Raw genomic sequence first — 21,450 nt, forward strand, 5'->3', positions numbered from 1 at the left:
CACAGAGTCCGGTGGCGTTTACTGCGCCACATTCTCGCGGATTCCGTTCGCCACAATCAAGCGCGGTGGCAGCACGAAGCGGAAGCAGGTTTCCTGATGCGGCACGCTGCTGATCTCCAGCCGCGTGGTGTGGTGGCCGAGCGCGTGCTTAACAATGGCCAGCCCCAGCCCGCTGCCGCCGGTGGCGCGCGAGCGCGCTTTATCCACGCGGTAGAAGCGTTCGGTCAGGCGCGGCAGATGCTCCTCGCTGATGCCGGGCCCGTTGTCGCACACTTTAAATTCGGCGCCCTGTTTGGTGCGCAACCAGCTGATGTCGATGCGCGTGCCATCCGGCGTGTGGTTCACCGCGTTATACACCAGATTGGAAATCGCGCTGCGCAGCTGTTCATCATTGCCGAACACCTTCAGGTGTGGATCGGTATGGAAATGGATGCTGTGCCGGCCCTGGCTAAGGGTTTCCGCCTCGCGCTGCAACAGCAGCAGCATGGTCGGCACATCCACCGTCTCTTTCAGATCAATGGCGGGGGCCGCTTCGATGCGTGACAGCGTCAGCAGCTGCTTCACCAGGCTGTCCATGCGTCGCGTCTGCTCCTGCATGGTACTGAGCGCCTTGCTGCGGGTGCGCTCGTTCATCCCGGCATCGTCCATCATCTCCAGATAGCCCTGCAGCACCGTCAGCGGGGTACGCAGTTCATGGCTGACGTTGGCGAAGAAGTTACGCCGCGCCCCTTCCAGCTGGTGCATCTGGGTGACATCACGCGCCACCATCAGCCACTGCCCTTCGCTGTAAGGCATGACGCGAAACTCCATGTGATGCTGATTATTCAGCACCAGCGTCAGCGGCTTGTTGAAGTCGCGCTGGCGGATATAGCGGGAGAATTCAGGGTAGCGCAGCAGGTTAAGGATATTCTGGCCATTATCTTCCGGCCAGCGCAGCCCGAGATGCTGCTGAGCCAGACCGTTACACCAGAAAATGGTGCCCTCTTCGGTGGTGAGCACCACCGCGTCCGGCAGCGACTCGGCCCCGCTGCGAAAGCGTTTGATCAGATTGCCCAGCTCGCGCCGGCGGCGGCGATTGCGCAACTGCATTTGATACAGGCCGTAAAACAGCGGTTCCCAGCTGCCGCGCCCGGTGGGCGGCGTCATTGAACGATCAATCCACAGCCAGTGCGACAGCCGCATCAGATTTTTGAAGTGCCAGAACAGCACGCCGCACACGGCCAGTAACAGCCACCACGGCAGATAGCCAACCAGCAGACCCAGCACCAGCGCAGGCAGACACACCAGCGCCAGCTCGGTCAGTAATCTCTTCCAGGAGAGTCGTTCCAGCACGGTAAAAGACTCCGTTTAGTAGCGGGCAGAGAAACGATACCCTGTTCCGCGAACGGTTTGTACCATGCGATCGTGGCCGGAAACTTCCAGTGCTTTACGTAAACGACGGATATGCACATCCACGGTGCGGTCTTCCACATACACGTTAGTGCCCCACACGTGATTCAGCAGCTGTTCGCGGCTGTATACGCGCTCCGGATGCGTCATAAAGAAGTGCAGCAGTTTGTATTCGGTCGGTCCCATTTCCAGCGGCGTGGTTTCGGACATCACACGATGCGAGGAGGGATCGAGGCTCAGCCCCTGCATCTCAATCACCTCTTCCACCGCCATCGGTGAGATACGGCGCATCACGGCTTTAATGCGCGCCATCAGCTCTTTGGGCGAGAACGGCTTGGTGATGTAATCATCGGCGCCCACTTCCAGCCCGCGCACGCGATCTTCCTCTTCACCGCGCGCCGTCAGCATCATCACCGGAATATCACGCGTCATGGCTTCACGCTTTAAATGTTTGATGAACTGAATGCCGCTGCCGCCGGGTAACATCCAGTCCAGCAGAATCAGATCGGGCCAGGGTTCGATCAGCTTGCCAATCGCGCTGTCATAGTCCTCAGCCTCAATCGGCTGGTAATCGTTTTGTTCCAGCACGAAACATAACATTTCACGGATGGGAGCTTCGTCTTCCACAACCAAAATGCGCTTAGCCATTATTACTCCTGCGATTGTGACGGCATGTCACGGGGGTTTGCGGCGCCATTATGCGTCAGTTTTGTGACACTTTTATGAAAAACCCACCTCATGATAATCAGATAAAAAGCGCAATTGTGACAACCGGTTTCGCTTTTTTTTCATTGCGTTGTTAAGCGGTTATACTGCCGCTTTGCGATAGCAGGCACGGAGCATTCATGCGCATTATTCACACCGCTGACTGGCATCTCGGTCAGTTCTTTTACAGCAAAAGCCGCGCCGCCGAGCACCAGCAATTCCTCGACTGGCTGCTGGCCGCGATTGTGCAGCATCAGGTGGATGCGCTGATCGTCGCTGGCGACCTGTTTGATACCGGTTCGCCGCCCAGCTACGCGCGCGAACTGTTTAACCGCTTCGTGGTGGCGCTGCAGCCCAGCGGCTGCCAGCTGATTGTGCTGGCCGGCAATCATGATTCGGTCGCCACGCTGAATGAATCGCGCGAGCTGCTGGCCTGCCTCAATACCCGCGTCATTACCAGCGCCACGCCCGGCGGCGAGCAGCAGGTGCTGACGCTGCAACAGCGTGACGGCACGCCGGGCGCGCTGCTGTGCGCCATTCCCTATCTGCGTCCGCGCGACATCCTGCGCAGCCAGGCGGGTCAGTCCGGACGCGATAAGCAGCTGTCGCTGCTGCAGGCGATTGAGCAGCACTATCAGCACTGTTATGCCGCCGCCGTGGCGCAGCGCGAAGCCATGGGCAGTACGCTGCCGATCATCGCCACCGGGCATCTCACTACCGTGGGCGTCAGCAAGAGCGATTCGGTGCGTGATATCTACATCGGCACGCTGGACGCCTTTCCGGCGCAGGCCTTCCCGCCAGCCGACTACATTGCGCTGGGCCACATCCATCGTGCGCAGCGCATCGCCGACAGCGATCACATCCGCTACAGCGGTTCGCCGATTGCGCTCAGTTTTGATGAGCTGGGGCGTGAGAAAAGCGTATTCCTGCTGGAATTTAGCACCCGGCTGGAGTCCGTCACACCGCTGGTTATTCCGTCATTCCAGCCGATGCAGATGTTAAAAGGCGCCATGGCGGAGATCGAACAGCAGCTGACCGCGTTTCACACCTATGAAGGCGATCTGCCGGTGTGGCTGGATATCGAAATCACTACTCAGGAGTACCTGAGCGACCTGCAGCGCCGCATCGAACAGCTTACCGACGCGCTGCCGGTTGAGGTGCTGCTGGTGCGCCGCAGTCGCGATCAGCGTCAGCGCAGCCTGGCGCGGCTGGAGAACGAAACCCTGAGCGAACTGAAAGTTGAAGAGGTATTTGCCCGCCGGCTGGCGCTGGAGGAACAGCTGGAGGATGAACAGCGCGCGCAGTTAACGCAGCTGTTTCGCAGCACGCTGGCGACGCTGGAGGATCCGGGCGCATGAAAATTCTGACGCTGCGTTTTAAAAACCTCAACGCGCTGCGCGGCGAGTGGTTTATCGATTTCCGCCGCGAGCCGTTTGCCAGCAACGGGCTGTTCGCCATCACCGGCGCCACCGGCGCGGGTAAAACCACGCTGCTGGATGCCATCTGTCTGGCGCTCTATCACCAGACGCCGCGCCTTGGTGGCCTGTCGCAGAGCGAAAATCAGCTGATGACGCGTGACACCGCTGAGTGCCTCGCCGAAGTGGAGTTTGAGATCAAAGGTGAAGCCTGGCGCGCCTTCTGGAGCCAGAACCGCGCGCGCGGCCTGGCGGAAGGTAAACTGCAGGCGCCGCGCGTCGAACTGGCGCGCGTGGCGGACAACCAGATCGTCGCCGATAAAGTCGGTGACAAGCTCAAAGCCATCGAAACCTTGTCCGGTCTCGATTTTGCCCGCTTCACCCGTTCGATGATGCTGTCGCAGGGGCAGTTTGCCGCCTTCCTCAATGCCAAACCCGGCGAGCGCGCCGAGCTGCTGGAGGAGCTGACCGGCACCGAAATCTACGGTCACATCTCGATGCAGATCTACGAGCGCTGGCGCACGGCGCGCGCGGCACTCGACACGCTGCGCGCCCGCGCCGGTGCGGTGCTGTTGCTCGACGACGCCCGCCGCGCCGAACTGGCGCAGCAGCTGGAGCAGCTGACCCGCACCGAACAGGATCTGAGCGAGCAGCTGGCGCAGGCCCAGCAGCAGCAGCAGTGGCTGACGCAGCAGCAGCAGCTCAACGCGGAGCAACAGCAGGCGCAGCAGGCGTTGCAGGCTGCCGCCACGGCCTGGCAGCAGGCGGAAGGCGATCGTCAGCGGCTGGCGCGTGCTGAACCGGCGGAGAAGCTGCGCGACAAACTGCAGCAGCGCGAACAGCTGCAGCGCGATCAGCAGACACTGAACCAGCAGGCGCAGCAGTTACAGCAGCAACAGCAACAGGCGCAAGCGGCGCTGCAGCAGGGTGAAAGCCACTATCAGGCCGCACAGCAGGCACGTGAACGCGCGCTGGCCGAACAGCAACAGCTGGAGACGCTGCTGAGCGAACAGGTGATCCCGCTCGATCAGCAGATCGCCAGCCGTGCACAGCAGCTTGAGCAGCAGCAGGCGCTGCTGAGCGAACAGCAAAAAACGCTGTTACTCAGCCAGCAGGCGCTGGATCAGCACAAGCAGGCAAGTGAACGCTTACAACAGCAGCTGGCGCAGCAGCAGGCGTTTCGCCTGAGTGAAGCCGCTGTCGCCCGCTGGGGCGGCGAACTGGCGCGCTGGCAGGCCGAACTCGCCCGGCTCGAAGAGCGTGAGCAAACGCTGACGCAGCTCAGCGCGCAGCAGCAACAACTGCAAAGCCAGCTCGAACAGCAGCAGCAGGCGCTGCAGGCGCGCGAACAGGCGGCACAGCCGCTGCAACAGGCAGAAGCCGCGGCACAGCAGCAGCGCCAGCAGGCGGAGCAGGTGCTTACTTCGCTGGAAGCGGAGATCGCCAGCCCGGCGTTGCGGACGGCGCTGGTGCAGCATCAGCAGCAGCGCGGCGTACGTCAGCAGCTCAGCCTGCTGGCGGCACAGTGGCAAACGCTCCAGCCGCAGCGCCAGCAGCGCCAGCTTAAGCTGCAGCATTTACAGCAGCATGCTGAGCAGGAAGCGCTGGCGTTGCAGCAGCTGCGCGAGGAGTACAAGCGCGAGCATCAGACGCTGCTGGACGTGCGTCGCCTGTGTGAACTGGAGCGCACCATTATTCAGCTGGCCGATGAACGGGCGAAGCTGCAGCCGGAACAGCCCTGCCCGCTGTGCGGCTCCTGCCAGCATCCGGCCATCGACCGCTACCAGCAGTTGCAGCCGGACGAAAATCAACAGCGCCTGGCCGCGCTGGAGAGCCGCGTGATGCAGCTCAGGGAAGCCGGTACCGCGCGGGGCGAGCAGCTTAAACTGTCGCAGCAGCAACAGCAGGCGCTGCAACAGGAAATCGCCGAGCTCGACCAGCAGATCGCCGCCACCCGCGAGCGCTGGCAGGCGCTGTGCGGTGAGCTGGCGCTTACCTTCAGCGCTGAACAGCACGCAGAATTCAGCGCCTGGCAGCAGCAGCAGGACGCGCTCGAAGCCCGCCAGCAGCAGCAGTTGCAGGCGCGTGAACAGGCGGCCGTCACGTTGCAGCAGGCCAAAGACGCGCATCTGCACCAGCAGCAGCGCTGGCAGCAGCATCTGCAGCAGCAACAGCTGGCGCAGCAGCAGCTCACCAGCGCCCAACAGCAGCGCGATGAGCTCGACCAGCGCATCAGTGGTGAACGTCAGGCGTGTCAGCAGCAATTGCAGCAGCTGGAACAGCAGCTGGCTGCCCATCAGCTTAGCCTGCCTGCAGCGCCCGAGCGCGCCGGCTGGCTGCAAACGCTGCAGCAGCGCTGGCAGCAGTGGCAGGAAAGTGAGCGGTTACTTGCTGAGCTACAGCCGCAGCTGGCGAAAAGCGAAACGGAAGGCAGCAGCCTGCAGCACGCTCTGGCGCGTGAACAGCAGCAGGTCGCCAGCCTGCAGCAAGCCCTTAACCACCTGCAACAGCAGCAGCAGGCCCAGCAGCAGCAGCGCCAGCAGCTGTTTGGCGACCGGCGCGTGGCGGACGCGCGTCAGCAGCAGCACGCCGCGCTGCAACAGCATGACCAGGAGCTGGCGCAACAGCTGCAGCGCTGGCAGCAGGCGCAAAGCGAGCTGCACGGCCTGAAAGGTCAGTATGAACAGATTGTCAGCCAGCAGCAGACGCTGGCGCAGCGCACAGCGGACGCCGAAAGCGTCTTCCGGCAGGCATTGCTGCTCAGTGATTTCGCTGACGAAAGCGCCCTGCGCGCCGCGCTGCTGGCGGAAGATGAGGTGCAGACGCTGCGCCAGCGGCTGCAAACGCTGGAGCAGCAGCATCAGCAGCACACCGCGCTGCATGCCAGACTGGCGCAGCGGCTGAGCGATCACCTGCAGCAGCGCCCGGCCGCGCTCAGCGATGCCGATGCCGGCTCCATCGCTGCCCGGCTCGAGCAGCTGCGCGTAGCGCTGCGTGACAACGCACGCCAGCAGGGGGAAGCGCAGCAGCAGTTGCACAGCGATACCCAACAGCGTCAGCAGCAGCAAACGCTGCTGGCGCAGATCGCCGCTGACGAAGCGGAACTGGCACAGCTGAGCCGCCTCAACGATCTGATCGGGTCGGCCAAAGGCGACAAGTTCCGCCGCTTTGCTCAGGGTTTAACCCTCGATCATCTGGTGTGGCTGGCAAACCGCCAGCTCGATCGCCTGCACGGCCGCTATTTATTGCAGCGCCGCGTCAGCGATGAGCTGGAGCTGGAAGTGGTGGATACCTGGCAGGCCGATGCCACGCGCGACACGCGTACGCTGTCCGGCGGCGAGAGCTTCCTCGTCAGCCTCGCGCTGGCGCTGGCGCTGTCCGATTTGGTCAGCCATAAAACGCGCATTGAATCGCTGTTTCTCGACGAAGGCTTCGGCACGCTGGATGCCGAAACGCTGGACACCGCGCTGGATGCGCTGGATGCGCTTAACGCCAGCGGGAAAACCATCGGCGTGATCAGTCATGTGGAAGCGATGAAAGAGCGTATCCCGGTGCAGATCCGGGTGCGTAAAATGAACGGGCTCGGCTACAGTAAACTGGAGCTGCCGGGCGAGTGATGCGTGAAGTGGCGCGGCGATCAGCTGATCGCCGCGCCAGGTAGATTAACGTGTAACCGGTGCTTTGTAGCGCGGACCGGCCAGCAGACCACCGTGCTCGTTCTGCGCTAACAGACGTGCGCTGGTGACACCCGCAATGGTGTGCGCTTTGTCGCCCGCGTTGCTGGCGATCTGTTTGATCGCCGCCGACACCAGCATGCCAATGATGCCGCCGTTGCTGTTGTTGCTGTTCTCAGAATCATTGGCGGTGGCCATGCCCTGCCACAGCTCTTTACCGCTGCGCAGGTCGACCAGACGGGCAGTGGCCGAGACCGTGGTCACCGAATCAACCACCAGATAGCTGCTGCCATAATCGGTAATCGAAATGTACAGTGCGCTGTCTGCGTTGAAGATGTCATGCAAGCGCTTCGTGCTCACCGCCTGAATTTCATGCCCGTTGCTCAGGCCGTTCTGCTGGAAGGTCTCTTCCACCACCGCCACCGGGAACACGTAGTATCCCGCTTCCGCCAGCGGCTGGGTCACCAGCGAGGTGAAGCTGTGCGACGCGTTGATATCCGGCGCACGGTTATCGGCAGGCAGCACCAGAATTGACGCTGGCTTACTGGCACGGAAGGCGCTGTAATCATACGGTTTCTTATTCTGGGCACAGCCGGTCAGCAGCAGCGCCGCGAATACGCCGCACACGGCAATCAGTTTTTTCATTGGTTCACACCTTTTTTCTTCATCAGAAAGTCCATGTACGGGGCCGATTCCGGAAACAGCTGCTTCTCAAGGGCGAACTGGCTGAAAGCTTTATCCGTATTGCCGTTTTTGGCGTACAGCAGGCCCAGCTGGGCGTGCAGACCCGGTGCTACCGGCTTGTTCACTGCTTTGGCCTTTTCGATATCCAGATTCAGCGCATCAATCTGCTTCTGCGGATCGCTGTCTTTCTGGTAATAGCTGTAGACCTGCTGCTGGTAATCACCCCAGTAGTAGATCGGCTCCGGTCCTTTTGGCGCACAGCCGGCCAGCACGCCTGCCGCGATCAGCGCGGCGCTCAGTTGCAGTAATTTCATCGTCAATATCCTTATTTCACCGGGCGCCATGCGCCGTTATTGATGCCATCCACCAGGTGGTCGACCGCTTCACGGATCGCCAGATCCATCACTTTGCCGTTCAGGGTAGAGTCATAGCTGGCGGTACCGCCAAAGCCGATCACCTCACGCGCTGACAGCTGGTATTCACCCGCGCCCTGCACGCTATAAACCACTTCTGAAGTGGTCACATCCACCACATTCAGGTTCACTTTGGCGTAAGCGATCTGGCTTTTACCGCGGCCGAGGATGCCCCACAGCTGCTGGTCGCCCACTTCTTTGCGCCCGAACTCGGTGATGTCACCGGTGATGATATAGTTAGCGCCCTTGATGTTCTGCTGGCTGTGTTTGAAGTCGGCTTCCTGCTGCAACTCTTTCAGGTTGCTGCGATCCAGCACGTTGAAGCGATTGGTCTGCTGCAGATGCGTAATCAGAATGGTTTTGGATTGGTTGCCCAGACGATCAACGCCGTCGGAGAAAATCCCATTCATGTATGACGAACGGTTATCAAACTGTCCCACCGCGATTGGGCTGCGCACGCCCTGATAAGCCGGCTGGCTTGCGGCGCGAACCTGAGGTGCATCGATGGCGCGCGACGACTCGGTGGCACAGCCACTGAGCAGCGCGGCGCTTAACAAGGAGAGTGCCGCAAAGGCATATTTCTTCTGCATTTCTGGTCCATGAATAAAGGAAGGGATAACACCGCCACCAGGCGGCAAATTCTGGTTATGCCGACAGTCAGAGTAATGCCATAGCATTCCCTGCTGCGGTCTGTAGACTGTCGGCAGCAGCGCCAGAAATCTTTAGTGAAAATGCAGGCTTATTAATGAATTTAATTAATCGATTAGCGAGACTATCAGGTGGGTTAGTGATGATGGTGGGGCTCAGCGCCTGCCAGCAGGTGTCCGCGCCAGCCCCCAGCCTGGCCAATCAGTGCCAGCCGCAGGACAATGCTGACAGCGCCGCCTGCCACTGGAGTGAAGCACTGCAGCAGCAGCTCAATAAACAGTTTCACGATGCGGCGCGCTATGCCGGACAGCAGTGCTGGGTGCGCCTGGAGTGGCAGAACAGTGGGCGCTACGCGGTGACGCAAACCCAGGGCGACGAAGCGCTGTGTTTGCGTGCGTGGCAACTTATTGGTCAGTCGCGCGGCTTACCGCCTCCGCCGCAGCGCGACCAGCCAGCGTGGTTTGGCTTTGCGCCACACCGGCCTGACTTACCAGCCCATCCTGGCGCCACTGGCGCGGGCTGATGCCGAACCAGCGGCGGAAGGCGCGGGAAAACGCGCTGACCTCGGAATAGCCGAGCAGCAGCGCCATCTCCGAGATGGGCAGCTGTCTTTGCTGCAGGTAGTGCGTGGCCATTTCGCAGCGCACCTTATCCACCAGCGCGCTAAAGCTGATGCCCTCTTCGCGCAAGCGTCGCTGCAGCGACCAGCTCGACAACCCCATTTTGCCAGCGATCTCCTCCAGTACCGGTTCGCCCTGAATGAGCGTCAGGCTGACCTGCGAACGCGCCTGTTCGACCACGCTCTGCACGCTGGCGCTGCTGTTAAGGCGGCGAATGGCATCCTGCATCACCATCAGCAGCATCGCATCCTGCTCCGGCATGGCGCGCTGCAGGTCGCGTTTCGCGATCAGCAGTGAGTTAAACGGCTGATCGAACCAAACCGGCGCATCAAACACTTTGCAGTGCTCGTGCCACTGCTCCGGACGCGGATGTTCAAAGTGCACCTCGCGCGGCGCCCAGTTTTTGCCCGCCACGTGGCGAATCAGGTTGAGGAACATGCCGAGCGTCAGCTCCGCATCCTGACGGCGTGCCAGGATCGCCCCGTGGCGCACCTGATAATCGAGCCGCCAGCAGTCGCCCTTGTCCACCAGCCGCGTCAGCGTATCGTGCTGGTGCCAGGGAAACGCGTTCACTACATTGTGCAGCGCCTGCTCCAGCGTCGGCGAGCACAGTCCGATGTAGCCAATTAACCCTAATGACTGCGGTTTGAACTGCCTGCCGTAATGCAAACCGAAGTTATCAAAGCCGGAGTGGCGCGCCGCTTCTTCCATCACGCGGCAATAGTTCACCAGCCCCAGACTCAGTGTCGGGCTGGCCAGCAGTTCAGAATCGATACCGCTGATGCCAAAGATGCGATCGACATCGCCGCCTTTATCCGTAATGAAGGCGCTCAGACCGGTCGCCGCCGCGGCCAGAACGCCACGGTTGCTGGCGGGCGTGGCAAACGCGCTGAAGGCATCAGCAGCAGAGATGAGTGATTGCATGGGAACCTCTCAGGGATCGCGCGGATAACAGAATGAAGGGATCCAGCAATTTTCATACCAGCGTCACCCGGCGGCGCGCGGTGCAAGGCAATGCACCGCCTGGCCGCCGCTGGCGCGCTCCCGGTGGCGATCCGCATGCCTGTCAGCGCGCCTGTGACGGCTGGCGCGCTTGATGCGCAGGCACCAGATTACGCCATCAGCGCGCGCCGCTGCCCTCTGCTGGTGCAGGTCACGCGCCTACCGGCAGCTGGCTGCTCTCAAGATAGCGACGGCACAGCCGCACCGAATGGCTGGCCCAGTGCGGCCCGAGGCTGAGCGCCATCTCGGTATCGGCGTGCGTGCCCATCCACGCCGTCATCTGAATACGACGCTGGATCAGCAGCGTCGGCACCAGCGCCATCTCAGCATCGCTGATGTGCGCCACGCGTTCATAGCCGAGGATCCAGTTATCCACCCACTCCGCCGCACGCGGATGGTGCTCGACGAAACTGATCGCGGCCGCCAGATCGTGCAGATACCAGCCCATGCCGCAGTCATCGAAGTCGATCACCCGGGTTTCGCCTTTGTGCAGCAGCAGATTGGTCAGCCGCAGATCGGCGTGGATCAGGCCGTAGCGATCGCGCTCTTTACCAAATTCCGCCAGCGCCTGCCCGGCGCGCTCCACCGCCGCTGCGATAATGCCGTGATCGGCCGGATCGAGATGCGGCGCATCCTGCCAGCGCCCCCAGTGGCTGTGCTCGCTGACCATGGTGTGATGATCCCAGATAATGCGCTGAAAACCTTCGGGTTTCTGCCAGCTACGGCTGTGCTGATGCAGGCGCGCGGTGATGGTCCCGAGCTGCTGAAAGGCTTTGGGATCGACGTCGGTGGTCGGCATCTCGCCGTCAATCCAGTGGAACAGCACCGCATGACGCGTGCTGCCGTCCGCCAGCGTCAGCGTCAGCACGCTTTCACCGTCGCGCGCCGGGATGGCCTGCGGCACCATGATGCCGGTCTCGCGCAGCGCATCGAGCCACATCAGTTCACTGAGAATATCCGCTTTGCTGTGGTAATCCGGCCGGTGCAGGCGCAGCGCGTAGCGTTTGCCGCCGGCACGCAGCAAAAAGGTGGCGTTCTCCGAACGGCACAGCAATTGCAGCTCACCGTGCAGGACGGCGGGATAGCAGGCCAGCGCACGTTGCGCCAGCAGGGTGATCTCGGCATCGGTCAGGGATTCGGCTTGTTTGGCGCTCATTCATCACTCTCCAGCATCAGTCTCTATAAACCAGTGTTATCAGCATGGGATGAGGTCGTCCTGACTGCCTGACCGCAGAACAGCAAAAGTTGACCGCAGCGTACAGCCAGCGCTTTTTCTGGCAGCGAGTTGACCGCAGAGGACAAAACTCACTGCGCCGGCGTCAAGTTTTCCCGTCCCGGGCAGCGGCATTATCCCTTCACTGTAGCGCAAACCCACAATAGCGCGGTGCCAACGCCGCACAACAAGCATGACGGGGAGATGAAGATGACAGGCAAACTAAAACCCACGCTGGGCACCCTGCATTTATGGGGTATTGCGGTTGGACTGGTGATTTCCGGTGAGTATTTCGGCTGGAGCTATGGCTGGGGCGTGGCCGGGACGCTGGGATTCCTGATCACCACCGCGCTGATCGCCACGCTTTATACCTGCTTTATTTTTAGCTTTACCGAACTGACCACGGCGATTCCGCACGCTGGCGGGCCGTTCGCTTACAGCCGTCGGGCATTTGGCGAAACCGGTGGTCTGATTGCCGGTCTGGCGACGCTGATTGAATTCGTGTTCGCCCCGCCGGCCATCGCCATGGCGATTGGCGCCTACCTCAACGTGCAGTATCCCGATCTCAACCCCAAAACGGCGGCAGTCGGGGCTTATTTATTGTTTATGGCACTGAATATTCTCGGCGTGAAGCTGGCCGCGATGTTCGAACTGGTGGTGACGGTGCTGGCGGTGCTGGAACTGCTGGTGTTCATGGGTGTGGTGTCGCCAGGTTTCAGCGTCGCGAACTTCGCCGCCAACGGCTGGGCCGGCAGCGATCATTTTGGCATGCCTGCGCTGTCCGGCATCTTTGCCGCCATTCCATTCGCTATCTGGTTCTTCCTCGCCATTGAAGGCGCGGCCATGGCGGCCGAAGAAGCCAAAGATCCGAAGCGCACCATCCCGAAAGCCTACATCAGCGGCATTCTTACCCTGGTGGTGCTGGCGATTGGCGTGATGCTGCTGGCCGGCGGCGCGGGCGACTGGCGCAAGCTGTCGGACATCAACGATCCGCTGCCGCAGGCGATGAAGATGATCGTCGGCGAGCACTCTAACTGGATGCATATGCTGGTGTGGATCGGCCTGTTTGGCCTGGTCGCCAGTTTCCACGGCATCATCCTTGGCTACTCGCGTCAGTTCTTTGCCCTGGCGCGCGCGGGCTATCTGCCGCCCAGCCTGGCGAAGCTGTCGCGCTTCCAGACGCCGCACCGCGCCATCATCGCCGGCGGTGTCATCGGTATCGCCGCCATTTACAGCGACGGACTGATCAATCTGCAGGGCATGACGCTGACGGCGGCGATGATCACCATGGCGGTGTTCGGCGCGATTGTGATGTACCTGATGAGTATGCTGAGCCTGTTTAAGCTGCGCCGCAGCGCACCGGATCTGGAGCGCAGCTTCCGTGCGCCGGGCTATCCGCTGGTACCGGGCATCGCACTGGTGCTGTCGCTGGTGTGTCTGGTGGCGATGCTGTGGTTCAACCCGGTGATTGGCGGATTGTTTGTGGCGATCATGGTGCTCGGCTACCTTTACTTCCTCGCCACCAAAGCCCAGCGCGAGCGCGCACCGCAGGATTCCATGCTGGTCGGCGAGTAAGCAACGCATTGCCCCTGCCCTTCAGGCAACGGAGGCGGGTACACAGAGCCCTTTGTGTACCCGCCTCTTTCTGCCCCACGCGATAAATCCACCCCACCACAGCACCGCTCCGGTCATGCTGCTGTGATACCTTTTTTGCATGACGAAAATGACAATTCATTACGCGTAATCGGGGTGCAACAATCAAAAAAACCACAAAAGGAGCCACTATGCACACCCGACATTTATCGCAAACCCTGACTGTCAGTTCGATCGGCTATGGTGCCATGGGACTGAGCGAATTTTATGGCCAGACAGACGACCACGCTTCACTGCAGCTGTTACACGCGCTTATCGACCTGAATATCACGTTTATCGACACCGCGGATATGTACGGGCGGGGCCATAATGAGCGGCTGATTGGCCACTTTCTTGCCGGTCTGGATAACACCACGCGTGAGCAGTTTAAAATTGCCACCAAGTGCGGTATCGATCGCCCTGCGGACCAGGCTTATGCCCGGACGATTAACAACCAACCTGACTACATCACCCGCTGCTGTAATGAATCGCTTAAAAGGCTTGGCGTTGAGCGCATCGATCTGTTCTATCTTCACCGCGTGAGCCAGGTTACGCCGATTGAAGAGAGCATGGAATGCCTGAGCCGCCTCGTTAAAGCGGGTAAGATCAACCACATTGGCCTGTGTGAAGTTTCTGCTTCAACCCTGCGCCGGGCCCATACCGTCCACCCGATCGCCGCCCTGCAAACCGAATATTCACTGTGGACGCGCGATATCGAAGCTGAGATTCTGCCGGTGGTGAAAGAGCTGGGTATAGGTTTAGTTCCCTACTCTCCGCTGGGCAGAGGGTTTCTGACCGGAAAGTATCGTCATAACAGCGACTTCGCTGAGGGTGATTTCCGCAAAAATAATGCGCGCTTTAGTCAATCCAGCCTCGACCATAACGCCCAGCTTCTTGACGCGGTGCACCCGCTTGCTGAAAAGTACAGCTGCACGCCGGGGCAGATTGCGCTGGCCTGGCTACTGGCGCAGTACGACAAGCTGATCCCCATTCCGGGAACGAAACAGTCACGTTATCTGGCAGAAAATGCGCAGGCCGCTGATATCGTGCTGGAGCAGGCAGATATCGCCTTACTGAACGCTATCCACCAGCATATTGAGATCAGGGGCGAGCGCTATTCTCAGGAAGGGATGAAAAGCATTAATGCCTGAAGCCATAACCGGGTAACGCCCGGTTATTTTTTCTGACGTCGCGCCGCCAGCCTGCTGCGCGTCCAGACCGATTAACCCCATATCCTGCTGATCTTTAGCGGGGTAGAATAACGTCTTTGATTACCCGGATGGACTTATGGCGACGGCAGAGCACCTTATCAGCAACCATCTCCCCAGCGTGAAACAGCTGCAATGCTTTCTTGCGGTTGCGCACGAGCTGAACTTTCGCCGGGCCGCCGAACGGCTCAGAATGACTCAGCCTCCGCTAACCCGACAGATTAAGCGCCTTGAGGCCGTGCTGGAGCAGCCGTTGTTTAGCCGCAGCACCCATGACGTCAGTCTGACGGACGCTGGCCGGGCGCTGGTAATCAAAGCGGAGAAGATCCTTCAGGCGCTGAATGAACTCAAGCCTGGCTCGCTTTCTTCAGAAAAGCGCCTGCGTATCGGCCTCACCCGCACGCTGAATTTTGCACTGATTGCGCCCATTCACCAGCAACTGCTGAAACTGGACGCCGCCGACGATGTGGAAACGCCCGATCTGACGTCTGCGCAGTTGCTGCAGTGTCTGGCAAAAAACCGCCTGGACCTGGTACTGACGGGCGAAAGGGCAACCGGCCACGAAGATACCGTGCAGTACCAGAGGATCGGTCGTGAGCCTTTGCTGGTAGCAATGCCGGCCAGACATCCGGCCAGCCTGAAAGAAAAAGTCTCGCTGGAAGCGATCGGTGATTTACCGCTGTTCTGGTTTGCCAGAAGCGCCAATCCGTCATTCTACGATAAATGTGAACGCTTGTTTTCACAGCTCCACACCCCGCTTAAAAGAGTTAAAGAGCCCGATGATTCACTGGTTATGCTGACACACATTGCCCGAGGAAAAGGCTTTGCCCTGATGCCGCAGTCGAAATGTACCTTTCATCAGGAAGGATTGTGTTATCGCGCACTGGCTGACGATGAAGCGCAAAAACTGCATATCGATATTTATGCCGCCATCCGACTGAATGAAAACCGGCCGGCCGTACTGCATGCGCACGATATCGTGTGTCACGCCGGTCAGTTAAGCCAAAACTGACCCCTCTTCCGCCGGAAGAGGGGTTAAACACGCATAAAGCGCCGTGACGCTACCCTTTCACCGGCCACAGCCAGGCGGCACCGCGCACGCCGCTGGAGTCACCGTGCACCGCTTTCAGCACCGGCGTTTCGCACTCGCGGCCAAACACCCACTGCTTCATCAGCGTCGGCACCGTCTGGTACAGCCGATCGTTGTTGCTCATGCCGCCGCCGAGCACAATCACATCCGGATCGAGCAGGTTAACCACCTGCGCCAGCGATTTGGCCAGCCGCGTTTCATAACGGCTCATCGCCAGCTCGGCTACCGGATCCTGCTGTTCGATCAGCCGGATGATCTCCGCGCCCTTCAGCGCCTGTCCGCTGAGACGCTGATAATCAATGGCGAAGCCGGTGCCGGAGACAAACGTCTCAATACAGCCCTGCAGCCCGCAGTAGCACGGCACTTCCGCGCGATAACGCAGTTCATCTTCATCCATCCACGGCAGCGGATTATGCCCCCACTCGCCTGCGTTACCGTTACCGCCAATGCGTGATTCTCCGTTGATGGCCACGCCTGCGCCGGAACCGGTGCCAATGATCACCGCAAACACCAGCGGCTGGCCTGCGCCTGCGCCATCGACCGCTTCGGAAACCGCCAGGCAATTCGCGTCGTTGGCGATGCGCACGTCACGATTCAGCGCACGCGCCAAATCTTTGTCCAGCGGCTGGCCGTTGAGCCACGTCGAGTTAGCATTTTTTACCCGCTGGGTATAAGGAGAAATCGTGCCGGGAATGCCGATGCCGACCGTCCCCTGCTGCCCGGTCTGCGCTTCCGCCAGCAGGACTAAATCGACAATCGCCTGCACCGTGGCCGCGTAGTCGTCACGCGGGGTATTCACGCGGTGGCGAAACAGCTCCTCGCCCTGGTCAGACAGCGCAATCACTTCAATTTTGGTGCCGCCTAAATCAATACCGATACGCACGATTTATTCCTCATTATTCGTTCAGGTGACAGATACAGTAGAAGGCTGAATCGGGAAAGGCAATGAAACCACTCCGATGTTTCGCTATCATGCGCGCTGACTGTTTTAGACTTGTGCGCCCGATCGCACCCACGGTAAGGAATCCTGATGTTGTGGTTTAAAAATATGATGGTTTATCGTCTGAATCGGGACATCCCGCTGTCCGCAGACGATCTGGAAAAACAGCTCGACGCCTTCACCTTCACGCCGTGCGGCAGCCAGGACATGGCCAAAACCGGCTGGGTCTCGCCGATGGGCAACCGCAGCGAAGCGCTGACGCATGTGATTAACGGTCAGATAGTGATCTGCGCCCGCACCGAGCAGAAAATTCTGCCGTCGCCGGTGGTGAAGCAGGCGCTGGAAGCCAAAATTGAGAAGCTGGAGGCGGAACAGAGCCGCAAGCTGAAAAAGACCGAAAAGGATTCGCTGAAAGATGAAGTGCTGCACAGCCTGCTGCCGCGTGCCTTCAGCCGTTTCAGTCAGACCTTTATGTGGATCGACACGGTCAATAATCTGATCATCGTCGACTGCGCCAGCGCGAAGAAAGCGGAAGATACGCTGGCGCTGCTGCGTAAGAGCCTCGGCTCGCTGCCGGTGGTGCCGCTGACGCTGGAAAATCCGATTGAGCTGACGCTGACCGAATGGGTGCGCTCCGGTGAATTGCCGGCGGGTTTCACCCTGATGGACCAGGCTGAGCTGAAGGCGATACTGGAAGATGGCGGCGTGATCCGCTGTAAAAAGCAGGATCTGGTTTCCGACGAGATCGCCACCCACATCGAAGCCGGTAAAGTGGTCACCAAACTGGCGCTCGACTGGCAGGAGCGTATTCAGCTGGTGATCGCCGATGACGCCTCGGTGAAGCGTCTGAAATTCAGCGACACGCTGCGCGAGCAGAATGACGATATCGATCGCGATGATTTCGCCCAGCGTTTTGATGCCGATTTCATTCTGATGACCAGCGAGCTGGCGGCATTGATCAGCAATCTGGTGGAAGCGTTAGGCGGCGAAGCGCAGCGTTAAGCGGACATCGCCGGCTTAAAGGATAGTACGGGTGTGTTTAACGGTCGCCATGAATGACGCCCCTGCAAATATGCTGATTCATACCTGTAGGGTCAGCATTTATGCTGACCTCAGGCCACACCCCATGCTGGCGCATAAAAAAACCGGTAACGCCGCACAGGCTTTACCGGTTGATAATGGATGCTGCTTTAACGCTTAAAGATAGCGGCACAGGTAAGACGTTGGCTCTGCCACCTGCAGGTGGAATTCGCTGTGGCCCGGCACGTTAAATACCGATCCGGCTTCGTACCATTTCCACTCGGCTTCGCCCGGCAGCAGCACTTTCAGCGCGCCGCTCACTACCGTCATCTCTTCCGGCTGGCCGGTACCAAAGGTGTATTCGCCTTCCGCCATCACGCCAACGCTGGCCCGGCCAATGGTCACGCTGTCGAAACCAATGGATTTCACTTTTCCGTCGAAATACTCACTTACGTTGAGCATGTTACTTCCTCACAGCACATTAGGGTTACCGGCAGATTACAAGGGAACTCGCTGATCTGTCACGCGAATTAGCGCCGCCCGTCGCAAGTTGTGATCGGCCTCGATCAGACGATCAGTTCAGCCGCCAGTTTCGCCACCAGCACATTCGACAGCAGCACCGGAATGCCCAGCATGTTCTGCAGGAAATCGCGGTGTTTCTGGTGATAACCGATACAGTCGAGCACCACCACATCAGCGCCCTGCTCCTGCAGGGTCAATCCGGCTTCCATCAGTTCGCTCTGCTGCGCCAGGTATGGACTGGCGACGGCAAAACAGGGCGTGCTTTGCAGGTTACGCCATTTGCTGGCCTGCTCAGCGATCTGCTCCTCAACCGGCACCACGATGCCGATTTTGTGCGCCTGTACGATGGCGCTGACCAGCGGCGGAATGATGCGATCCGGCTCCAGCAGCAGCGCCGACGTGGTTTTTAGCGTGCCGAACTCACCGGTACACAGCAGCAGAATGGTGTCGTAACCCTGCTGCTCCAGCGCGGTAATTTTACGCTGCAGTCCCTGTTCGACGGTGGCCGCCGCCAGCCGTACCTGTTCGCCGCTGCTCATGCGCGAAACCAGCACTTTATCGCCCGGCGCGGGAGCGTATAACTGCTCCACTTCAGCCAGCGTCAGGCCATCCAGCAGACCGGCATGCGCGACGGCGTCGGCGGGCAAATGCTCCTGCAGCAGCGGCAAAATATCGCTACGCGGTGACTGGCCAATGGTTAAGGTTACAAGCGACGGTTTCATCATCAGGCTTTCCGGCTGCGCAGGTGGCTGAGGCTACCATACAAAGATAGCAGCAGCGCGTACTCCTGCGGGTCATAAAACTGGCAGGTCTCACGGCCAAACTCTTTGGCCACTTCCACCGCAAAGCGCACGGTCGCCGCGATGTCCACTTCATGGCTGGCGCCGGTGCCGCAGCCAGGCACCACGGATTGCGCACAAATCGCGACGCCCACCACTGGCACATCAGTGGCGGTGGACGGTTGCAGGATGCTGTTGAGGTGATACACGCCGTTGCCGTAAGGGGTGATGTCCTGCGTGGTGATCGGGAACGTCACCGCAGGCTGACCGCTGGTCATCTCCATGATGCGCAGCAGATCTTCCGACACGCGCAGGATGTAGCCCTCTTTCACCGTGGGTGACAGCGCATAGCCCTTATGGTTGAGGATGCGGTTTCCTTTAGTGGTATCGATAGAGAGAATCGCGTCGACGCCCGCAACCACTTCGTTGTCATTCATGGTGATGTCGTCGCACGGCGAATCCATGAAGTCCACCGGCTCGTGCGGCCGGGTCGGCGCATCCGGACAAATATGCGTGGTTACGATCACATCGCCGGCCAGCACGTCGCCTTTGGTCTGCATCTGTGCCAGCTTCAGCGCGCTGCTCACCGCAGCAACCGCACCGTCGGCGTCGGACACCATGCCGATGCGCGTCGGGCGCGCACCGATGCCGCCGAGACGGCCAATGATCCCCAGCGTCGGCGCGCTGCCGCCCCGGCTTTTGCCCTGGGCGCCCGGAATGTCGATGCGCACAAAATCGGTGCGCCCTTTTGGCCCGCTGACGTGCTTAAAGCTGGCTTGCACGCCAGGATAGGCGGCGAACAGATCGACCACCTGCTGGCCATCCACGTAGGCGCTGTCGAGTAACTCAAAAACCTGTAGTGTCTGCTGTAAACTCATCGCTAAATCCCTGGATTATTTCTTACTGCTACTGGCAAAAAGTGAGTGGAAGAAGCTGTACAGCGCGTCGCCCGCAATGAATCCAGCGGCCATCACCTCCATCGGTGAACGTCCACGCTCGCCCCACACGCGCAGGATCAGGACACGTAACGCAATCCCGACCAGCACCGCCCAGCCTGCGGCGGCGTTGTTGATTAACAGACCGGTGGCTAACAGCACGCCGAGCTGGCGCTTAGGCCCGCCGATCAGCTGAATAATCGCCCCCGGAATCGCCCACATCAGCAGGCTACCGGCAATGCCCGGCTCCGCGCCGGCCTGAATAGTTTTGGCGTAAACGCGCGCCACCGGCGGCAGCAGGTTGTCGACAAAGAACAGGTTATGCGCATACCACACCACCGGAATTGCGATGACGAAAGCGATCATCGCGGCGATCAGCTGGATGCGGCGGCCCCACAGCTCCTGCTGCACATCGGCCCCGTTACCGCGCAGAATAAAGCCGGCCTTCAGGTCATAGCCCATATCAGCAAAGGCCGGACCGGTGGCCGCGGTGAAGCCGCACAGCAGGCACAGCGCCAGCGGCGGGAAGCCGAGCAGAATGCCGAGGATCAGGGTGATCAGCGCTACCGCGAAGGCCGGGAACCAGCCCGAGTGCATGGCGGCGATGCCGACAATCAGCTCATGCACAAAGGCGGCAAAGGCCGCGTAGATAATAAACAGCAGCAGCATCGGCAGGCCCATTTCGCTCCACAGCCCGCCACCCAGCGCCAGCAGTGCCGAGATTACGATATAGCCGACAGTCCCCAGGCCGAGCGCGCGTTTGACTTCGCTGTCGCTGCGGCTGACGTTGAGGTTGTCGTGACGGCGACTGCGAATCACCTGCACCACCTGAATCAGCGCCACCAGACCGGCTCCGACCATTACGCCGTGCGGAATGTACAGCGCATTAATATCAATACCGGCAACCGGTTGCGCATAGGCACGCAGCAGGAAGCCGATGCCGAGCATGGTCAGCGCCCAGATATTGCCAATGAATGCCGTACCAAAGGCGGACATCGGGATTTTCAGCATCGAGCCCGCGACGCCGCCCACGATTCCAGCCACCAGCAGCCACGCCTGGCGACCGCCCTTATCACCGGCTTTGATCGCTTCTGCCGCTGCCACGCCCGGTGGCCATGCATTGCTGGCCGGGAACACGCGCGTATCAAACAGACGATACAGCAGCCACGCATCCAGCAGCATTGCCGCGCTGACGCCGACAAACAGCGGCAGCACCAGCTGCGGCTCACCCAGCGCCCACGGCACGGCAATCGGCATCAGCAGGCTGTTGGCAGCGCCGAAGGTGGCGGAAGAGATGGCGGTCTGTGCAAGGTTTTGCACTTCAACCGAACGGTAGCGGCGAAACCACTGCAGTGGAATGCGCGCCAGCAGCATGGCAAATAGCGCGCCGATAATAGAAGTATTGGGCGTTACCCCAATAGTTGTGATCAGCTGTACCCCAATGATGGCCCCTGCAACTGACAGCAGAACCAGCATCAGGCCCACGCCAATATTTTTTATTGGATTATCCAGACGCATATTATCCCCGTATTTTCACCCTGTAGAAAACGCGCAATGACAT

The 21,450-nt window shown here is 60.1% G+C and carries 19 protein-coding genes; 7 read left to right on the top strand and 12 right to left on the bottom strand.

The window, feature by feature from the left end:
• Positions 1 to 18 precede the first annotated feature (18 nt).
• Together phoR and phoB are read right to left on the bottom strand one after the other, a co-directional pair.
• Positions 19 to 1,332 carry a phosphate regulon sensor histidine kinase PhoR gene (gene phoR, locus AC6I79_RS14565; protein ID WP_021507144.1) on the bottom strand — a complete coding sequence of 438 codons (1,314 nt, stop codon included), beginning with the start codon at positions 1,330 to 1,332 and terminating at the stop codon, positions 19 to 21.
• Positions 1,333 to 1,347: 15 nt separating this feature from the next.
• A complete protein-coding gene (phoB, locus tag AC6I79_RS14570) occupies positions 1,348 to 2,037 on the bottom strand; it encodes a phosphate response regulator transcription factor PhoB (RefSeq protein ID WP_021507143.1) in 690 nt (229 codons plus the stop codon).
• 197 nt (positions 2,038 to 2,234) lie between these two features.
• Here phoB and sbcD point away from each other — a divergent pair, with 197 nt between their 5' ends.
• Both sbcD and AC6I79_RS14580 read left to right on the top strand, forming a co-directional pair.
• Positions 2,235 to 3,452: an exonuclease subunit SbcD gene (sbcD, locus tag AC6I79_RS14575; RefSeq protein ID WP_058769372.1), complete on the top strand. Its 1,218-nt coding sequence runs from the start codon at positions 2,235 to 2,237 to the stop codon at positions 3,450 to 3,452.
• Positions 3,449 to 7,126 (top strand): AAA family ATPase, encoded by a 3,678-nt coding sequence (locus tag AC6I79_RS14580; protein WP_498027348.1) that lies wholly within the window; start codon positions 3,449 to 3,451, stop codon positions 7,124 to 7,126. Before sbcD ends, AC6I79_RS14580 begins: the two co-directional genes overlap by 4 nt.
• 45 nt (positions 7,127 to 7,171) lie before the next feature.
• Here AC6I79_RS14580 and AC6I79_RS14585 read toward each other — a convergent pair whose 3' ends face one another.
• Genes AC6I79_RS14585 through AC6I79_RS14595 form a run of 3 tightly spaced genes read right to left on the bottom strand, consistent with a single transcriptional unit; the run spans position 7,172 to position 8,870 of the window.
• Positions 7,172 to 7,828 carry a DUF799 domain-containing protein gene (locus AC6I79_RS14585; protein WP_152391305.1) on the bottom strand — a complete coding sequence of 219 codons (657 nt, stop codon included), beginning with the start codon at positions 7,826 to 7,828 and terminating at the stop codon, positions 7,172 to 7,174.
• On the bottom strand, positions 7,825 to 8,181 hold the full coding sequence (locus AC6I79_RS14590; protein ID WP_021507139.1) for a DUF4810 domain-containing protein: 357 nt from the start codon (positions 8,179 to 8,181) through the stop codon (positions 7,825 to 7,827). Before AC6I79_RS14590 ends, AC6I79_RS14585 begins: the two co-directional genes overlap by 4 nt.
• A gap of 11 nt (positions 8,182 to 8,192) precedes the next feature.
• Entirely contained in the window at positions 8,193 to 8,870 is a 678-nt protein-coding gene (locus AC6I79_RS14595; RefSeq protein ID WP_021507138.1) for a CsgG/HfaB family protein, read from the bottom strand.
• 200 nt (positions 8,871 to 9,070) lie between these two features.
• Here AC6I79_RS14595 and AC6I79_RS14600 point away from each other — a divergent pair, with 200 nt between their 5' ends.
• Complete coding sequence (locus tag AC6I79_RS14600; protein ID WP_227746428.1) at positions 9,071 to 9,451, top strand: cell envelope integrity TolA C-terminal domain-containing protein; 381 nt, start codon at positions 9,071 to 9,073, stop codon at positions 9,449 to 9,451.
• Here the strand turns inward: AC6I79_RS14600 and qhpR are convergent.
• Both qhpR and AC6I79_RS14610 read right to left on the bottom strand, forming a co-directional pair.
• A complete protein-coding gene (qhpR, locus tag AC6I79_RS14605) occupies positions 9,333 to 10,472 on the bottom strand; it encodes an AraC-like transcriptional regulator QhpR (protein ID WP_021507136.1) in 1,140 nt (379 codons plus the stop codon). The two genes, AC6I79_RS14600 and qhpR, sit on opposite strands and share 119 nt — an antisense overlap.
• A gap of 229 nt (positions 10,473 to 10,701) precedes the next feature.
• Positions 10,702 to 11,706 (bottom strand): phosphotransferase enzyme family protein, encoded by a 1,005-nt coding sequence (locus AC6I79_RS14610; RefSeq protein ID WP_498027349.1) that lies wholly within the window; start codon positions 11,704 to 11,706, stop codon positions 10,702 to 10,704.
• A 267-nt stretch (positions 11,707 to 11,973) separates the two neighbouring features.
• Here AC6I79_RS14610 and eat point away from each other — a divergent pair, with 267 nt between their 5' ends.
• The 3 genes from eat (at position 11,974) to AC6I79_RS14625 (ending at position 15,615) form a co-directional block, all read left to right on the top strand.
• Complete coding sequence (gene eat, locus AC6I79_RS14615) at positions 11,974 to 13,338, top strand: ethanolamine permease (protein ID WP_058758051.1); 1,365 nt, start codon at positions 11,974 to 11,976, stop codon at positions 13,336 to 13,338.
• 209 nt (positions 13,339 to 13,547) lie between these two features.
• Positions 13,548 to 14,546, top strand: a complete 999-nt coding sequence (locus AC6I79_RS14620) for an aldo/keto reductase (RefSeq protein WP_498027350.1) — start codon at positions 13,548 to 13,550, stop codon at positions 14,544 to 14,546.
• Positions 14,547 to 14,682: 136 nt separating this feature from the next.
• A complete protein-coding gene (locus AC6I79_RS14625; protein WP_498027351.1) occupies positions 14,683 to 15,615 on the top strand; it encodes a LysR family transcriptional regulator in 933 nt (310 codons plus the stop codon).
• 49 nt (positions 15,616 to 15,664) lie between these two features.
• On the opposite strand, the gene mak is transcribed toward AC6I79_RS14625, so the two are convergent.
• Positions 15,665 to 16,576, bottom strand: a complete 912-nt coding sequence (gene mak, locus AC6I79_RS14630; protein WP_021507130.1) for a fructokinase — start codon at positions 16,574 to 16,576, stop codon at positions 15,665 to 15,667.
• Between the two features lie 147 nt (positions 16,577 to 16,723).
• Between mak and rdgC the strand changes: the two genes are divergently transcribed.
• Positions 16,724 to 17,635 carry a recombination-associated protein RdgC gene (rdgC, locus tag AC6I79_RS14635; protein WP_498027352.1) on the top strand — a complete coding sequence of 304 codons (912 nt, stop codon included), beginning with the start codon at positions 16,724 to 16,726 and terminating at the stop codon, positions 17,633 to 17,635.
• Positions 17,636 to 17,830: 195 nt separating this feature from the next.
• Here rdgC and ppnP read toward each other — a convergent pair whose 3' ends face one another.
• The 4 genes from ppnP to AC6I79_RS14655 all read right to left on the bottom strand — a co-directional run bounded on the left by ppnP (position 17,831) and on the right by AC6I79_RS14655 (position 21,407).
• Positions 17,831 to 18,115, bottom strand: coding sequence for a pyrimidine/purine nucleoside phosphorylase (gene ppnP, locus AC6I79_RS14640; protein ID WP_010616577.1), 285 nt, complete (start codon positions 18,113 to 18,115; stop codon positions 17,831 to 17,833).
• A 104-nt stretch (positions 18,116 to 18,219) separates the two neighbouring features.
• On the bottom strand, positions 18,220 to 18,897 hold the full coding sequence (locus tag AC6I79_RS14645) for an AroM family protein (RefSeq protein WP_031279662.1): 678 nt from the start codon (positions 18,895 to 18,897) through the stop codon (positions 18,220 to 18,222).
• Positions 18,898 to 18,899: 2 nt separating this feature from the next.
• Entirely contained in the window at positions 18,900 to 19,832 is a 933-nt protein-coding gene (locus AC6I79_RS14650) for a DUF1177 domain-containing protein (protein WP_498027353.1), read from the bottom strand.
• 15 nt (positions 19,833 to 19,847) lie between these two features.
• Positions 19,848 to 21,407 carry an OPT/YSL family transporter gene (locus tag AC6I79_RS14655; RefSeq protein ID WP_104092635.1) on the bottom strand — a complete coding sequence of 520 codons (1,560 nt, stop codon included), beginning with the start codon at positions 21,405 to 21,407 and terminating at the stop codon, positions 19,848 to 19,850.
• Positions 21,408 to 21,450: the final 43 nt, after the last annotated feature.

It is taken from the genome of gamma proteobacterium symbiont of Scutellera amethystina, from assembly GCF_059730845.1.

Coding starts and splice junctions, on each gene's coding strand:
- phoB (WP_021507143.1), bottom strand. CDS start 2,037: ATGGCTAAGCGCATTTTGGTTGTGGAAGACGAAGCTCCCATCCGTGAA.
- sbcD (WP_058769372.1), top strand. CDS start 2,235: ATGCGCATTATTCACACCGCTGACTGGCATCTCGGTCAGTTCTTTTAC.
- AC6I79_RS14580 (WP_498027348.1), top strand. CDS start 3,449: ATGAAAATTCTGACGCTGCGTTTTAAAAACCTCAACGCGCTGCGCGGC.
- AC6I79_RS14585 (WP_152391305.1), bottom strand. CDS start 7,828: ATGAAAAAACTGATTGCCGTGTGCGGCGTATTCGCGGCGCTGCTGCTG.
- AC6I79_RS14590 (WP_021507139.1), bottom strand. CDS start 8,181: ATGAAATTACTGCAACTGAGCGCCGCGCTGATCGCGGCAGGCGTGCTG.
- AC6I79_RS14595 (WP_021507138.1), bottom strand. CDS start 8,870: ATGCAGAAGAAATATGCCTTTGCGGCACTCTCCTTGTTAAGCGCCGCG.
- AC6I79_RS14600 (WP_227746428.1), top strand. CDS start 9,071: ATGATGGTGGGGCTCAGCGCCTGCCAGCAGGTGTCCGCGCCAGCCCCC.
- qhpR (WP_021507136.1), bottom strand. CDS start 10,472: ATGCAATCACTCATCTCTGCTGCTGATGCCTTCAGCGCGTTTGCCACG.
- AC6I79_RS14610 (WP_498027349.1), bottom strand. CDS start 11,706: ATGAGCGCCAAACAAGCCGAATCCCTGACCGATGCCGAGATCACCCTG.
- eat (WP_058758051.1), top strand. CDS start 11,974: ATGACAGGCAAACTAAAACCCACGCTGGGCACCCTGCATTTATGGGGT.
- AC6I79_RS14620 (WP_498027350.1), top strand. CDS start 13,548: ATGCACACCCGACATTTATCGCAAACCCTGACTGTCAGTTCGATCGGC.
- AC6I79_RS14625 (WP_498027351.1), top strand. CDS start 14,683: ATGGCGACGGCAGAGCACCTTATCAGCAACCATCTCCCCAGCGTGAAA.
- rdgC (WP_498027352.1), top strand. CDS start 16,724: ATGTTGTGGTTTAAAAATATGATGGTTTATCGTCTGAATCGGGACATC.
- ppnP (WP_010616577.1), bottom strand. CDS start 18,115: ATGCTCAACGTAAGTGAGTATTTCGACGGAAAAGTGAAATCCATTGGT.
- AC6I79_RS14645 (WP_031279662.1), bottom strand. CDS start 18,897: ATGAAACCGTCGCTTGTAACCTTAACCATTGGCCAGTCACCGCGTAGC.
- AC6I79_RS14650 (WP_498027353.1), bottom strand. CDS start 19,832: ATGAGTTTACAGCAGACACTACAGGTTTTTGAGTTACTCGACAGCGCC.
- AC6I79_RS14655 (WP_104092635.1), bottom strand. CDS start 21,407: ATGCGTCTGGATAATCCAATAAAAAATATTGGCGTGGGCCTGATGCTG.